The 14654-nt window shown below is 70.3% G+C and carries 15 protein-coding genes; 9 read left to right on the forward strand and 6 right to left on the reverse strand.

Annotated elements, in window-relative coordinates; genetic code table 11:
- Positions 1–2 precede the first annotated feature (2 nt).
- Positions 3–2441 carry an ATP-grasp domain-containing protein gene (locus AC3WLB_RS07745; RefSeq protein WP_492504848.1) on the forward strand — a complete coding sequence of 813 codons (2439 nt, stop codon included), beginning with the start codon at positions 3–5 and terminating at the stop codon, positions 2439–2441.
- Positions 2442–2570: 129 nt separating this feature from the next.
- On the forward strand, positions 2571–2867 hold the full coding sequence (locus AC3WLB_RS07750; RefSeq protein ID WP_492504850.1) for a helix-turn-helix domain-containing protein: 297 nt from the start codon (positions 2571–2573) through the stop codon (positions 2865–2867).
- A 15-nt stretch (positions 2868–2882) separates the two neighbouring features.
- Here the strand turns inward: AC3WLB_RS07750 and AC3WLB_RS07755 are convergent, their stop codons facing one another.
- The 4 genes from AC3WLB_RS07755 to AC3WLB_RS07770 all read right to left on the reverse strand — a co-directional run bounded on the left by AC3WLB_RS07755 (position 2883) and on the right by AC3WLB_RS07770 (position 5569).
- Positions 2883–3188, reverse strand: coding sequence for a hypothetical protein (locus AC3WLB_RS07755; protein ID WP_492504852.1), 306 nt, complete (start codon positions 3186–3188; stop codon positions 2883–2885).
- Between the two features lie 77 nt (positions 3189–3265).
- Positions 3266–4009, reverse strand: a complete 744-nt coding sequence (locus AC3WLB_RS07760) for an ABC transporter ATP-binding protein (protein WP_492504854.1) — start codon at positions 4007–4009, stop codon at positions 3266–3268.
- 1 nt (position 4010) lies between these two features.
- A complete protein-coding gene (locus AC3WLB_RS07765; RefSeq protein WP_492504856.1) occupies positions 4011–4814 on the reverse strand; it encodes an ABC transporter permease in 804 nt (267 codons plus the stop codon).
- A gap of 62 nt (positions 4815–4876) precedes the next feature.
- Complete coding sequence (locus AC3WLB_RS07770; protein ID WP_492504858.1) at positions 4877–5569, reverse strand: phosphocholine cytidylyltransferase family protein; 693 nt, start codon at positions 5567–5569, stop codon at positions 4877–4879.
- Between the two features lie 313 nt (positions 5570–5882).
- Here AC3WLB_RS07770 and AC3WLB_RS07775 point away from each other — a divergent pair, with 313 nt between their 5' ends.
- From AC3WLB_RS07775 to AC3WLB_RS07785, 3 genes are read left to right on the forward strand one after another with little or no spacing between them, the layout of a single operon-like run.
- Positions 5883–7253, forward strand: coding sequence for an ABC transporter ATP-binding protein (locus AC3WLB_RS07775; protein WP_492504860.1), 1371 nt, complete (start codon positions 5883–5885; stop codon positions 7251–7253).
- A complete protein-coding gene (locus tag AC3WLB_RS07780) occupies positions 7229–8800 on the forward strand; it encodes a hypothetical protein (RefSeq protein ID WP_492504862.1) in 1572 nt (523 codons plus the stop codon). Before AC3WLB_RS07775 ends, AC3WLB_RS07780 begins: the two co-directional genes overlap by 25 nt.
- Before the next feature lie 56 nt (positions 8801–8856).
- The gene (locus AC3WLB_RS07785; RefSeq protein WP_022896688.1) at positions 8857–9150 is read left to right on the forward strand and encodes a DUF3039 domain-containing protein; all 294 of its coding nucleotides are present in this window, start codon (positions 8857–8859) and stop codon (positions 9148–9150) included.
- A 19-nt stretch (positions 9151–9169) separates the two neighbouring features.
- Here the strand turns inward: AC3WLB_RS07785 and AC3WLB_RS07790 are convergent, their stop codons facing one another.
- On the reverse strand, positions 9170–10483 hold the full coding sequence (locus AC3WLB_RS07790) for a nicotinate phosphoribosyltransferase (RefSeq protein WP_492504864.1): 1314 nt from the start codon (positions 10481–10483) through the stop codon (positions 9170–9172).
- A gap of 57 nt (positions 10484–10540) precedes the next feature.
- Here AC3WLB_RS07790 and murI point away from each other — a divergent pair, with 57 nt between their 5' ends.
- Genes murI through AC3WLB_RS07810 form a run of 4 tightly spaced genes read left to right on the forward strand, consistent with a single transcriptional unit; the run spans position 10541 to position 13832 of the window.
- Positions 10541–11377 (forward strand): glutamate racemase, encoded by an 837-nt coding sequence (murI, locus tag AC3WLB_RS07795; RefSeq protein WP_492504866.1) that lies wholly within the window; start codon positions 10541–10543, stop codon positions 11375–11377.
- On the forward strand, positions 11374–12120 hold the full coding sequence (rph, locus tag AC3WLB_RS07800; protein WP_492504868.1) for a ribonuclease PH: 747 nt from the start codon (positions 11374–11376) through the stop codon (positions 12118–12120). Before murI ends, rph begins: the two co-directional genes overlap by 4 nt.
- 13 nt (positions 12121–12133) lie before the next feature.
- Complete coding sequence (gene rdgB / locus AC3WLB_RS07805) at positions 12134–12730, forward strand: RdgB/HAM1 family non-canonical purine NTP pyrophosphatase (RefSeq protein ID WP_492504870.1); 597 nt, start codon at positions 12134–12136, stop codon at positions 12728–12730.
- Positions 12731–12776: 46 nt separating this feature from the next.
- The gene (locus AC3WLB_RS07810) at positions 12777–13832 is read left to right on the forward strand and encodes a cation diffusion facilitator family transporter (protein WP_492504872.1); all 1056 of its coding nucleotides are present in this window, start codon (positions 12777–12779) and stop codon (positions 13830–13832) included.
- Between the two features lie 10 nt (positions 13833–13842).
- Here AC3WLB_RS07810 and AC3WLB_RS07815 read toward each other — a convergent pair whose 3' ends face one another.
- On the reverse strand, positions 13843–14634 hold the full coding sequence (locus AC3WLB_RS07815) for a DedA family protein (protein ID WP_492504874.1): 792 nt from the start codon (positions 14632–14634) through the stop codon (positions 13843–13845).
- Positions 14635–14654 lie beyond the last annotated feature (20 nt).

Here is a 14654-nt window from a genome sequence, read left to right on the forward strand (position 1 = left end):
GGATGCCCGCCGTCCTCCTCACCGGCTCGCGTGCCCCCGCGACCCTCGACCTCGCGCGGCGCTTCACCGACGAGGGCTACTCCGTCGTGGTGGCCGACAGCCAGCCGGCGCTGACCTCGTCGTCGCGGGTGGTGACGCGGGCCTACCGCGTGCCGTCGGCGCGGTTCCGCCCGTGGGAGTTCGCCGCCGCCGTCGGCGGGATCGCGCGGCGCCACGCCGTCGACCTCGTTGTGCCGAGCTGTGAGGAGATCTTCTGGCTGGCCGCGGTGGTCGAAGAGGCGGCGGCCACCGCGCCGGGAGTCGGGGTGGCGGGCACCGCTGCGACCGGCCGCGCCGACTCGCTGTCGACCCTCGGCGGGCTCCTCTTCGCGCCGCCGATCGGCGTGCTGCGCCGGCTGCACGACAAGGCGGCGTTCGGCGAACTCCTGGCCGGCCTCGGAGTGGCGCACCCGGAGACCGTGGTGATCGCCTCGCGCATCGCGTGGCGCCGAGCGGCGGAACGGCGCCGCGCCCGGCCGAGCGGTGCGCTCGTCGTCAAGCCGGCCTTCTCGCGGTTCGGCACCCGCACGCGATTCGTGGCGGCCGGCGAGCCGTTGCCCGAGATCGAACGGGTCACCCGTGACGAGCCGTGGCTCGTGCAACAGCGGGTCGTGGGCACCGAATTCTGCAGCTACGCGGTCGCGGTGGGCGGAGAGCTGACGGCCTTCGCCGCCTATCGCCCCGATTGGCGCGCCGGCAACGGCGCCGGTGTGGTCTTCACGCGGCTCGACGAGCGGAGCGGCCCGGCCGCCGAGGCGCGGCGGATCGCCGAGTTGCTCGCACGCCGTCTCGAGCTCACCGGCCAGTTCGGGCTCGACCTGATGGCGACCCCGGCGGGCGTGCAGGTGCTGGAGTGCAATCCGCGCGCCACCAGCGGGGTGCACCTGTTCGACGCGGGTGACGGGCTGGCGGGCGCCTTCTCAGGCGAGGCCGCCCGGCCCCCCGGCCGCCGCTCGGCCCGGCTGGCCGTCCCGCATGCCCTCTACGCAGCGGCGGGCATCCGCCGGCCCGCGGATGCGGCGCGCTGGTTCGGACAGCTCCGGGCACCGGATGTGCTCCGGCCGCCGGCCGATCCGCTCCCGGTCTCCGTGCTGCTGCGTTCGCTGGCCGTTCAGGTAGCGACCTCGCGCCGCATGTCGGTGCCGCTCACGGCCGGCGCGACGCACGATCTCGAGTACGGCGGCGAGCCCCTTCCGCTCCGGCCGGTGTCCGCTCGCCCAGGTCCCCCTCACCCGGCCGGCGACGCGCCGGTGTCCGCGGAGGATGAGGAGGGGGAGTCGCTGGCGCGATTCGTGTCGGAAGTGGCGGCGCGCGGGGGCACCTCCGCCGTCGCGGCGAACGTCGCCGTCGACTTCGACACGGTCCGCGTCGGCCGACATCTCCTGCCGGTGACGGTGTCGTACGCCGGAGGGGCGTCGGGCTCCGCGTCACGAGGCCCGCGGGTTCCGGACGCATCGAGTTACGTGGTGTCGCCGCACACCCACTACGTGCGCTACGCCCGCGAGGAGCTGGGGGAGGTGCGCTCGGCGGCCGCGCGCCGCGCCGCCCGTGCCGCGCTCTTCGGACTCGACCGGGTGCTGCGGGCAGGTCGCGTCGATGATGCGGTGATCGTGGGCAACGCGCTGCTCTCGACGAACCTGCTGCCCGATCTCGACGAGGGGGCGATCGTGGCCACGACCCGCGAGCTCGTCGCCGCGCATCCGCAGCGGGCGGTCATCTGGCGAAGTGTGCACGGCCGGGGCACCGGGCTGCCCGGCGCTCTGCGACGTGCGGGTTACCTTCTCATCCCCTCCCGCAGCGTGGTGTTCACGGCCACGCGCGATGCGGAGTGGCTCACCCTCCGCGACGTCCGGCGCGATCGGTCGCTGTTCGAGGGGTCGGGCTACCGCGTGCGCCGGCTTGCTGCCGCCGACGTGCAACCGGGCGACGACGCGATCCACGCGCGCATCGCCGAGTTGTACACGAAGCTCTACATCGAGAAGTACTCCACTCTGAACCCGCAGTACACGCCCGCGTTCATCGACGCCGCCCGCCGCTCGGGTCTGCTCGAGTTCACCCTGCTCGAGCGTGGCGGCCGGGTCGACGCCGTGCTCGGTGCGCGTGTCGCGCACGGGCTGCTCGCCGCTCCGGTCGTGGGCTACGAGACGCACATCCCGCAGGAGACCGGCCTCTACCGCATGCTCAGCTACCTCATCGCGCTCCGTGCGCACGAGCGGGGCGTCGACCTGCACAACTCGAGCGGGGTGGCGGAGTTCAAGCGCAATCGGGGCGGCGAGCCCGAGCTCGAGTACACGGCGGTGTACGCGCGCCACCTGCCCGCCGGCCGGCGAGCGGCGTGGGCGACGCTCGAGGCGCTGGTCACGAACGTCGCCGCACCGCTCGTGCAGCGCAACGGGCTCTGACGGCCGGGCGAGCGCCCATCGGTATGTGGTGTGAACACAACCCGTGTCTGAGCCTGCGCTCAGTGCGCACGTGGTTCCAGCGCTCTGGTTGCGCGGGCTGCGGGCCGGTAGGCATGGGGTGTGAGTTCTGTGCCTTCCGACGCCGCACGCCTCCTGGGTGCACGCATCCGCGATGAGCGCCATCGCTTCGCGATCAACCAGATGGAGCTGGCCGAGCTCGCCGGACTGCACTTCACCAATCTCGGCAAGATCGAGCGCGGCCAAGCGAACCCGTCGCTGCACACCATCGTGCGGATCGCGGGCGCGTTGAACCTCAACCCGGCGGTGCTGCTGGACGGCATGACGGCCGACATGCTGCCGGACCGGCCGCACAAGGTGACCGTGGCAGACCTGATCCGAGCCCGGGAAGCCAGCGAGAACGGCTGAGCCGGGCCGGGAGCATCAGAAGCTCACCCGCCAGAGGTAATCGTCGCCGTTCGGGCGGAACCAGCGGATGATCAGCACCGCCGACTGGGGGAGCGACTCGCCCCGGATGCGCAGCAACACCTCCTGACCCGGGACGAGCAGGAGCGGTGCGGTCGCGCGCATCAGGCCCGAGCCCAGCAGGCTGAACGACAAGCCGCGGAGCGGTTCGTCGCTGATGTTGCTGAGCCGGTAGCTCCGTGGTGCATCGCGTCGGTCGAGGCGGAGCGGTACGGGATAAGCGACGGGTTCGGTTTCGTGATGAGTGATGTAACTGCTTGCCATGGGAGCTAGTGTCGCCCCCACCACCGACGATGGACCCCCTTCCGCCGGGCACCGGCGGCAAAGTGTGGATAACCTCGCTAGGGGGTGCCGGATGTGTCGGAGGAGTAGCGCTCCAGCGCCTCGTCGATCGGGCCGTCGAAGACCAGCCGGCCCCCGTCGAGGTAGAGTCCACGGGTGCAGAATCGGCGCAGATCGCGCTCGTTGTGGGAGACGAAGAACAGGGTGCGCCCGCCGTCGAGGAGCTCCTCGATGCGCCGATAGCACTTCTCCCGGAAGCCCTTGTCGCCCACGGCCAGCACCTCGTCGACCAGGATGATCGGTTCCTCCAGCTGCGCGATCACCGAGAAGGCGATGCGCACGCGCATCCCGCTCGACAGATGCTTGTACGGGGTGTCGAGGAAGTCGCCGATCTCGGCGAACGCGATGATGTCGTCGAACCGCGCATCCACTTCGCGACGCGTCATGCCGTGCAGTCCCGCCGTGAGGTAGACGTTGTCGCGAACCGAGAGGTCGTCGACGAAGCCGCCCGTGATCTCGATCAGCGGCGCCACGCCGGCGTTCACGTGGACGTGACCCTCGTCGGGCAGCACGACCTCGGCCACGAGCTTCAACAGCGTCGACTTGCCCTGACCGTTGCGGCCGATGACCCCGATCGCCTCACCCTGCCGCACGGTGAAGCTCACCTCGCGGAGCGCCCAGAACTCACCCGGCCGGGTACGCCGCGCGCTCCCGGCGAACAGGTCCTTGAAGCTCCGCCGTGCGCGCCGGTTGCGCTTGAACCGGATGCCGACGCGGTCGACCGTGATGACGTCGCGCTCCACCTCAGATCTCCTTCAGCACACTGCGCTCGGAGCGCTGGAACACCAGGATGCCGATGAGCAGCAGCACCACGGACATCCCGGCACCGATACCCACCTGGTACCAGTCGAGCTGGTCGGCGAAGAACCCGGCGCGGTAGAGCGAGAACACCCCGCTCAGGGGGTTGAACGCCGCCCACGGCTGCAGCTCGGCGGGCAGGTCGTGCGTGCCGTAGATGATCGGCGACGCGTAGAAGAGGAAGCGCAGGGCGAGCTTGACCGCGCGCTCGAGATCCCGGAAGAAGACCACGAGCGGGGCGACGATGAGGGCGACGCCCACCGTGAGCACCGCCTGCAGCAGGATGCCGAGGGGGAACAGGACGAGGTCGCCGTTCACGCTCGCACCGGCGAACACCGCGAACAGCACCAGCACCGGGATGCTCGCGAGGAACTCGATGCCCTTCGACAGCACCAGCCGGTTCACCCAGATGGTGCGCGGGATCTTGGTGGACCGGATGAGCTTCGCCTCCCGCAGGAAGGCCCGGGTGGAGTCGGAGACAGCGCCGTTGAACCACATCCAGGGCAGCAGCGCCGAGAGCAGGAACACGATGTACGGCTCGGTGCCGACCGGCCGGTGGAACACCTGCGTGAAGACGAACCAGTAGATGCCCGCCATCACCAGCGGGTCGAGGACCGACCAGAGGTAACCGAGCGCCGACGTCGAGTACCGTACGCGCAGGTCGCGGCGCGTCAGCAGCCACAGCGAATGCCGATAGCGCGACCAGCCGCCGCTCTTCCGAGACAGCGGCGCCGTTGTCGCTGCGTTCACGAACCGGGGCCCTCCTGTTGCTGACAGGCCCTAACTCTATGACACGGCGCGCACCGCCGGCCTCAGACGAAGAGGTTCGCCCGCTCCAAGTCCTCCTGGAAGTCGACCTCGACCGCGTAGAGATCCGAGATGTCGACCGGCTCCACGAGCACGCCGTCCTTCTCGATCGCGAGCTCGAGGCCGCGCTCGAAGTAGTCCTGGTCGTTGACCCGCTGCAGGTGGCGGATGAACGCGGCCTTGTCGCGCGACGAGATGTAGTTGATGCCCACAGCCTCGCCGAGCCCGCCGACGACGGTCTTCGACAGCTCGTCGATGTAGCCCTCGGCGGTCGTGGTGTACTTCACCTCTTCGTCGGACACCTTCGCGGTGTTGACCGTGACGAAGGACTGGTCACGCGCGATCATCGGCACCGCGCGGTCGAGCACGCTGGGGTCGAAGACCACGTCGCCGTTCATCCAGAGCACGCCGCCCGACGACGAGGCCTGCAGTGCGCGCAGCAGGCTCTTCGAGGTGTTCGTCTGGTCGTACTCCTCGTTGTAGACGAAGGACGCCTCCGGAAAGGCCTCGATGATGTGCTCGAGCTTGTACCCCACCACGATCGTCACCTTGGCGTTCGACCCGAAGGCGTGCCGGATGTTGTCGAACTGCTGACCCATGATGGTGCGGCCGTCGCTCAGGGGGGTGAGCGGTTTGGGCAGCGAGCGGCCGAGTCGGCTCCCCATGCCGGCGGCGAGAATGACGACCTGTGTGGTCACGTTGGTCTCCTCTGATCGGCGATCACCGGTGCGTGCACGGGCGGCGATCGTGTGCTGTTGGGAGAGGCAACCGAGACGTGTGACAGCAGAGTTCAGACCCGATTAACCTCTCGGTTTCGTTCCAGACACCTCGTCATGCCTGTGTTCAGTGTACTGTGACCCCATTTCGGGGCAAGGGCACGCCTGTGTATCGTTTCTGTTGGTGATGCGGCCGGCGGCACGGGATGGTGTCAGACTGAGTGCTTCGTGTCAGGGTCGCGCAGCAGCGGCGCAGCCCGGTGCAGGGCGCAAGAGGGATTGATAGGTTAGTGCGGTGAGCTCAGAGTCAGACACTCCAGATGCCGGGGGAGCACCGTCTGGCGGTCCACGGGCCCCGCGCCGCGCGCCTACCAAGGCGGCGACGGCCGGCTCGGGCCGCACGCCGGTGAAGCGCACCCCTGCGCAGAAACCGGCGACTCCGGCCAAGCCCACCACCCCCGCGAAGCCCACCACCAACCGCCGGCCCGCCGCCGCCCGCACGACGGCTGCCGCTGCGAAGGCCGAGAGCACCACAGCGCCCGACCGCACCGCGTCCGACAGCACCGCGCCGACCGAAGCCGCCGCCACGGATGCGGTGGAGACTCCCGCCGCCCCCGCGCGCAAGAAGCCCGCCGCCCCCCGCAAGCCGGTGCAGCGCAAGTCCGCCGCCGCGCCGGTGGCGGCCGAGCCGACCGGCGACGTCGTCGCGTCGCCGCCGAGCTCCACCCCCGACCTGACCGAGCCGGCCCTTCCGTCGCCGGACGCCGGTCTGCCGCTCGCCGCCCCGGTCACCCTCCTGCCCGTCACCCCCGCCGAACCGCGCACCCCGCGGGTGCCGCGGACGCCGCGCAAACCTCGGAAGGCCGCGAGCGGCCCGCCCGTCGTCGTGCGTGACATCGACCCGGATGCGATCGTGCTGGCCATCTCCGGCCTCACCAAGAAGTTCGGCAGCACCACCGCGGTCGCGGGCATCGACCTGGCCGTGCCGCAGGGCTCCTTCTACGGCATCGTCGGCCCGAACGGGGCCGGCAAGACCACGACGCTCTCCATGGTCACCGGCCTCCTCCGCCCCGACGGCGGCACCATCACCGTGCTCGAGCAGGACGTGTGGCGGGATCCGGCCGCGGCCAAGCGGCTGATCGGCGTGCTGCCCGACCGGCTGCGCCTGTTCGACCGGCTCACCGGGCGGCAACTCCTCTATTACTCCGGCACCTTGCGCGGGCTCGACGCGATGACGGTCGCCCAGCGCAGCGACGACCTGGCCGCCGCGTTCGGCCTCGAAGACGCGCTGGCGCGCCTGGTCTCCGACTACTCGGCGGGCATGACGAAGAAGATCGCGCTCGCCTGCTCCATGATCCACTCGCCCCGGCTGCTCGTGCTCGACGAGCCGTTCGAGTCGGTCGACCCGGTCTCGGCGGCGAACGTCGTCGAGATCCTCGAGAAGTACGTCGCGGGTGGGGGAACGGTCGTGCTCTCCAGCCACAGCATGGACATGATCCAGCGGGTCTGCGATCGCGTCGCCATCATCGTCGAAGGCACGGTGCTCGCCCGGGGCACGGTCGCCGAGGTGCAGGGCAGCGGAACCCTCGAACAGCGTTTCGTCGAGTTGGCGGGCGGCCGGAAGAGCGCGGAGGGCATGGAATGGTTGCTGAGTTCCTCCGACTGAGGCTCCGCCTGCTCGCCAACACCGCCAAGCGCCCGACGCCGCAGCTGGTCGGGGTGATCATCGGAACCGTCTACGCGCTCATCATGGGCATCGTGCTCATCGCCGTGCTGTTCATGCTCCGTTCGGGTGAGCCCGACCCCACCCGCACGGTCGTGGTCATCTCGGGTGCCGTGGTGGTCATCGGGTTCTGGTTCCTGCCGTTGTTCTTCAGCCGGCACGACGCGATGGATCCGAGGTCGTTCTCGCTCTACGGGGTGAACGACGGCTCGATCGCCCTCGGCCTCTTCCTCGCCGCGTTCCTCAGCGTGCCGGCGCTCGTCGTCACGCTGGTCAGTCTCGCCACCATCGTGACCTGGTCGCAATCACCGGGATCGGCGGTGCTCGCCGTGATCTCGGCGGTCGCCGGAGCGCTCACCTGCGTGCTCGGGGCGCGCCTGGCCACCTCCATCGCGGCCTTCGTCTTCACCACCCGCCGATCGCGCGAGATCGGCGGGACCGTGGGCGTGCTCGCGGTGATCGTGATCGTGCCGGGCATCCTGCTGCTCATGCTCACCGGCTGGGGCAACGACGGCGGCGGCTTCTTCTCGGCGCTCGAGAACGTGCTGGGGTGGACGCCGTTCGGCGCGGTCTGGGCCATTCCCGCCGACGCCGCGAACGGGCAGTGGGTGTTCGCCGTGCTGAAGCTGCTCATCGCGCTCGCCACGATCGCCTTGCTCTGGCTCGCCTGGAAGGGGCTGGTCGCCCTCATGCTCGTGACGCCGGGTCACGCGACCGAGGAACGCGAGCACGCCGGTCTCGGCTGGTTCGGCCGCACGCCGACCACTCGCACCGGCGCCATCGCGGCCCGCTCCCTCACCTACTGGGGTCGCGACGCCCGGTACTACGCGCAATTGGTGATCGTGCCCGTGGTGCCGCTCATCGCCGTCATCGTGTTCGTGTTCGTCGGCGTGCCGATCGAGTTCACGGCACTGCTGCCGGTGCCGCTCATGTGCGTGTTCCTCGGCTGGGTGGTGCACAACGACGTCGCCTTCGACAACACGGCCATCTGGTTGCACGTCGTGGCGAGCAGGATCGGGGTCGCTGACCGCATCGGGCGAATGATCCCGGTGGTGCTCATCGCCATCCCGCTGATCGGCATCGGCTCCTTCCTCAGTGTGGTCTTCGCCGACAACCCGGATGCCCTGCCCGCCGTGCTGGGCACGAGCACCTGCCTCGTGCTCACCGGCCTCGGCCTCGGCAGCATCTTCTCGGCCCGCTTCCCCTACCCGGCCACCCGACCCGGGGACAGCGCCTTCACCCAGCCGCAGTCGACCGGCGCGACTTCGGTGCTCGCGCAGGGCTTCTCGCTGCTCGGCACGCTCCTGCTCTCCACTCCGGCCGTGGTCTACGGGGTGCTCGGCGTCTTCGTCGACCCGGAGTACTTCTGGGTGTCGCTCTGGTCGGGACTCGCCGTGGGCGTCGTCGTGCTGGTGGTGGGGGTGGCCTGGGGTGCACGGATCTTCACCGCCCGCGGGCCCGAGATCCTCGCTGCCGCTCAGCGCAACTGACGCGCCACCGCCGCGGATCGGCACCGCGAGCCCGGGAGCGATCTAGAATCGAGGGCATGGTCCATCCTGTTTCTGGCAGCATCTCCGAGCCCGGCGACATCCCCTCCGGTGGCGGCACCGCCACGCTCGACCGCGAGCTCCAAGAACTCATCGAGGCCGAGCAGTTCGACCCGGGCGACCACGAGCGCTTCTCGCACTACGTGCAGAAAGAGAAGATCCTCGAGTCGGCGCTCACGGGCAAGCCGGTCAAGGCCCTCTGCGGCAAGAAGTGGACGCCGGGCCGCGACCCGGACAAGTTCCCGATCTGCCCGACGTGCAAGGAGATCTACGAGAAGCTGCTCGACGAGTAGCCGACGGGCGCGCTGAGCCTCAGTCGACGCCGTCGGCGTACACGGTGGTGAGCGCCGGCTCACCGGCGGCCAGCCGGAACGCCTCCGGTGGCAGCTCGCGCAACGCGATCTCGCGTCGCTGCCGCGCCGACTCGACCCCGGCCGGGCCGGTGTAGACCGCATCCGCCTCGCCGTCGGTCATGAGGCGTGCGTGCAGCAGACGTCCGGGCACGACGGCGGGCGCTGCGGCGCCGACATAGATGGTCTCAGAGGTGGCGACACCGGATGCGCTGAGCACCCGCACCGGATGCTTGCGCCCGCCGTGCGTCGCCTTCTCCGGCGACTTCTTCGCCACCGAGATCCACTCGCCGCCCGAGTCCTGGCGGGCGACGAGCTTGTAGACCATCCCGGCGGCGGGCGAGCCCGAGCCGGTGACGACCGAGGTGCCGACCCCGAAGGAATCGACCGGGGTCGCTGCCAGGGCCGCGATCGTGTACTCGTCGAGGTCGTTCGTGACGGTGATCTTCGTCGCCGGGTTGCCGAGTTCGTCGAGCTGTGCCCGCACGGCCGAGACCAGGGTGAGCAGGTCGCCGGAGTCGAGCCGCACGGCGCCGAGTTCCGGCCCCGCCATGCGCACGGCGGTGCGCACCCCCTCCGGCACGTCGTAGGTGTCGACGAGGAGGGTCGTGCCGGCGCCGAGGGCGTCGACCTGGGCGCGGAACGCCTCCTCCTCCGAGTCGTGCAGCATGGTGAAGGCGTGGGCGGCGGTGCCCATGGTCGGTACACCCCAGGTGCGGCCGGCCTCGAGGTTCGACGTGGCCGAGAAGCCGGCGATGTAGGCGGCGCGGGCGGCGGCGACGGCCGAGCGCTCGCCCGTGCGGCGCGAGCCCATCTCGGCCAACGGCCGGCCGCGGGCGGCGGAGACCATGCGCGATGCGGCGCTGGCCACCGAGGAGTCGTAGTTCAGCACGCTCAAGATCAGCGTCTCGAGCAGCACCCCTTCGGCGAACCCGGACTCCACGACGAGGATGGGGGAGTTCGGGAAGTACAGCTCGCCCTCGCGGTAACCCGTGATGGAGCCCGAGAAGCGGTAGTCGGCGAGCCAGTCGAGGGTCTGGGAGCTGACGACGCGCTGCTCGCGCAGGAATTCGAGCTCCGCATCCTCGAACCGGAACCGGCCGATGAGTTCGAGCAGTCGTCCGGTGCCCGCCACCACGCCGTAGCGCCGACCGGCCGGGAGGGATCGCCCGAACGCCTCGAACACGCATCGGCGGTCGTGCGTGCCGGCCCGGATGGCGGCATCCACCATCGTGAGTTCGTAGCGGTCGGTGAGCAGGGCGGTCGACGCGGTCACCTTTCCGAGCATACGGCGTACGCCTGCTGCGGGACGGTCGGGTTAGGCTGTCATACCGTGAGCGATGCGCCGATTGGAATCTTCGACTCCGGCGTGGGAGGCCTGACGGTCGCCCGCTCGGTGCGCGACCAGTTGCCCCGCGAGTCGATTCTCTACGTCGGCGACACCGCCCATTCGCCGTACGGTCCGAGGCCGCTGGCCGAGGTGCGCCGCTTCGCCCTCGAGGTGCTCGACGACCTGGTGGAGCAGGACGTCAAACTCCTCGTGATCGCCTGCAACACCGCCTCGGCCGCCATGCTGCGGGATGCGCGGGAGCGCTACAGCGTGCCGGTGGTGGAGGTCATCCAGCCGGCCGTGCGCACCGCGGTGCAGGTCACCCGCAACAACCGCGTCGGCGTCATCGGCACCACCGCCACCATCATGTCGCGGGCGTACAACGATGCCTTCGCGGCGGCTCCGCACCTGGAGCTCTTCACCCAGGCCTGCCCCGAGTTCGTGGAGCACGTGGAGGCGGGTGACACCACGAGCCGTGAGCTGGTGGCCCTCGCCGAGCGGTATCTCACCCCGCTGGCCGAGCAGGGCATCGACACCCTGGTGCTCGGGTGCACGCACTACCCGTTCCTCAAGGGCGCCATTTCCTACGTCATGGGCGAGGGCGTGCGTCTCGTGTCGAGCGACACCGAGACGGCCAACGACGTCTACCGCACCCTCGTGCGCGCGGGCATCGAGCGCACCTCGCCGGGCCGCCCGGTGTACCGCTACGAGGCCACCGGTGGCAGCGCCGCCGAGTTCCTCCGGCTCGCCGAGCAGTTCCTCGGGCCCGAAGTGACCTCCGTCGAGCTCGTCGAGACCGGCACCATCCCCATCACCCACCCCGCAAGGAGTTCTTCGTGACCGACACCATCCGCAAAGACGGGCGCACCACCGACCAGCTCCGCCCGGTCACCATCGAGCGCGGGTGGAGCGACCAGGCCGAAGGCTCGGCGCTCATCTCCTTCGGCAAGACCAAGGTGCTCTGCACGGCGTCGTTCACGAACGGGGTGCCGCGCTGGAAGGCGGGCTCGGGCAAGGGCTGGGTGACCGCCGAGTACGCGATGCTGCCGCGGTCAACGAACGACCGGATGGACCGGGAGTCGGTGAAGGGCCGGATCGGTGGCCGCACCCACGAGATCTCCCGCCTCATCGGGCGGTCGCTGCGTGCCGTCGTCGACCTCAAGGCGCTCGGCGAGAACACCGTCGTCATCGACTGCGACGTGCTGCAGGCCGACGGCGGCACCCGCACGGCGGCCATCACGGGCGCGTACGTCGCCCTGGCCGACGCGATGGAGTGGGCGCGCGGCAAGAAGTTCATCGGGCAGCGCTCCACGCCCCTCATCGACACCGTCTCGGCGGTCTCGGTGGGCATCATCGACGGCGAGCCGATGCTCGACCTCGCCTACGTCGAAGACGTCCGGGCCGAGACCGACATGAACGTCGTGGTCACCGGCCGCGGCCTCTTCGTCGAAGTGCAGGGCACTGCCGAAGGCGCACCGTTCGACCGCACCGAGCTGAACTCGCTGCTCGACCTGGCGCTGATCGGCACCACCGAGCTGGCGGTGCTGCAGAACGCCGTGCTCGCGGCCGGCGCGGGCGAGTAGGGCGGGCACGCGGATGCGCGTGGTGCTGGCCACTCACAACGCCCACAAGGTGGCGGAGTTCCAGGGCATCCTGGGCGCCGCCCTGCCCGAGCTCGAGATCGTCGCCTACGACGGGCCCGAGCCGGTCGAAAACGGCACCACCTTCGCCGAGAACGCGCTGATCAAGGCGCGCGCTGCCGCGGCGCACACCGGACTGCCGGCGCTGGCCGACGACTCCGGGATCTGCGTCGACGTGCTGGGCGGCGCGCCGGGGATCTTCTCGGCCCGCTGGGCGGGCCACGGCAAGGGTGCGCAGGCGAACCTCGACCTGCTGCTCGACCAGCTCGCCGACATCGCCCCGGAGCACCGGGCGGCGCACTTCGACTGCCACATCGCGGTCGTCGTTCCCTCGGCCGGGTTCGAGCAGGTGGTGTCCGGCCGCTGGCCGGGGCGGCTCGCCACGGCGGCGCACGGCGGTGGCGGGTTCGGGTACGACCCCATCTTCGTGCCCGACGGCTCCGGGGTCACGGCCGCTGAGTTGAGCGCCGACGAGAAGAACGCGGTGAGCCACCGCGCACGCGCTTTCGCCGCCGCGATACCGGTATTGAGAATGAGCGTCATTCCTGACTAGCCGCAACGGTGGCACGGGCCGCTCGCGCGCGGTTACCGTTGAAGGGATGACGAACGCACCCGGCGCCTCGGCGCACGATCACGAGCACGCGGCCGCCTCCGGCTGTGGGCCGGGGTCGGCGCAGGTCGCCGCCGTCGCGCGCGACGAAGCGCGTCGCGACGACCCTGCCGCGCCGGGATCGAGCGGCCGGGGCCACTCCGGCCACAGCCATGGCGCGGGTGCGAACCGTACCCGACTCACCATCGCCATCGCCATCGTCGCCACCGTGCTCGTGGTCGAGACGGGCGGCGCCCTCCTGAGCGGGTCGCTCTCGCTCTTCGCCGACGCCGGCCACATGCTCTCCGATCTCATCGGTCTCGTCATCGCGCTCGTCGCCACCGTCGTGGCGGCGCGGCCCGCGAACGAGCGGCACAGCTACGGCTACCAGCGGGCCGAGGTCTTCGGCGCCCTCGCGAACAGTCTCATCCTCATCGGCGTCGCCGCGTTCGTGACCGTCGAGGCGGTGGAGCGGCTCGTCTCGACCGAACCCGGCGAGGTGCAGGGCGGCCTGATGCTGGCCGTGGCGGCGCTCGGCCTGGTGGCGAACTTCGTCTCCCTGATGATCCTCCGCGGCGGGGCGAAGACGTCGATCAACATGCGCGGCGCCTACCTCGAGGTGCTGGGCGATCTGCTGGGCTCGATCGCCGTCATCCTCGCCGCCACCGTCATCCTCCTCACCGGCTTCGAGAAGGCGGATGCCATCGCCTCGCTCCTGATCGCCGCCATGATCGTTCCCCGGGCGATCTCCCTGCTCCGTGACGTGTTCTCCGTGCTCAGCCAGTCCACGCCCTCGGCGATGGATGTGCAGGCGATCCGCAGCCACATCCTCGAGGAGCCGGGAGTCGTCGATGTGCACGACGTGCACGTCTGGGCCATCACCCCGGGGCAGTACGTGTTCTCGGCGCACGTGGTCGTCGACCGGGACGTGTTCGAGCGCGGTGACTCCGGGCCGCTGCTGGACTCACTCGGTGCGTGCCTCACCGGGCACTTCGACGTGGAGCACTCGACCTTCCAGCTCGAACCGGCCGAGCACGCCCGGCACGAGGAGCAGCAGCACCTCTAGGGCGCGGGCCTCAGCGAGTGAGGTCGGTGTCGTTGCCGAAGACCTCCGGCTCGAGGGTGAGCTTCTCGGCGGCGCCGGTGACCTCGACCTCCTCGGCCGCGGCGGCAGCGGCGTCGCGCTTCGCCTTGCGCGAGCTGCGGATGTAGTGGAAGACCGTCGGGATGACGGTGAGCACCACCACGGCGATCAGCACCACGTCGAGGTACTTCTCCGTGAAGTCGCGCACGATCGGGATCTGGCCGAGGGCGAACCCGAGCAGCACGATCCCCGAGCCCCAGATGATGGCGCCGATGGCGTTGTAGAGCGAGTACTTGCGGTAGTTCATGTGGCCGACGCCCGCGGCGATCGGAGCGAAGGTGCGCACCACCGGCACGAAGCGGGCGAGGATGACGGCGAGGGCGCCGAAACGCTCGAAGAACGCGTTGGTGCGCTCGACGTTGCGCACGCTGAACACCCCCGATTCGCGCCGCTCGAACACCCGCGGGCCGAGCTTGTGACCGATCAGGTACCCCACCTCACCGCCGAGGAACGCGGCGAGCGAGATGGCGAGGCACACCCACCAGATGTCGACGCCGAACTTCGAGACGAGGTCGCCGTTCGCGTTGACCGTGCCGTTGGCCGCGAGCACTCCGGTGAAGAAGAGGAGGGTGTCACCCGGCAGCAGGAACCCGACCAGGAGGCCGGTCTCGGCGAACACGATGGCGCACACCACGAGCAGGGCGATCGGGCCGAACACGCCGCCCAGCAGCACGTTCGGATCGAGCCACGGGATGAGGGCGGCGGGGGCTGAGGCGGCGATCACAGGGCTTCTCCAGTCGTCGG

The sequence above is a fragment of the Herbiconiux sp. FW305-C-125 genome (genome assembly GCF_058783455.1).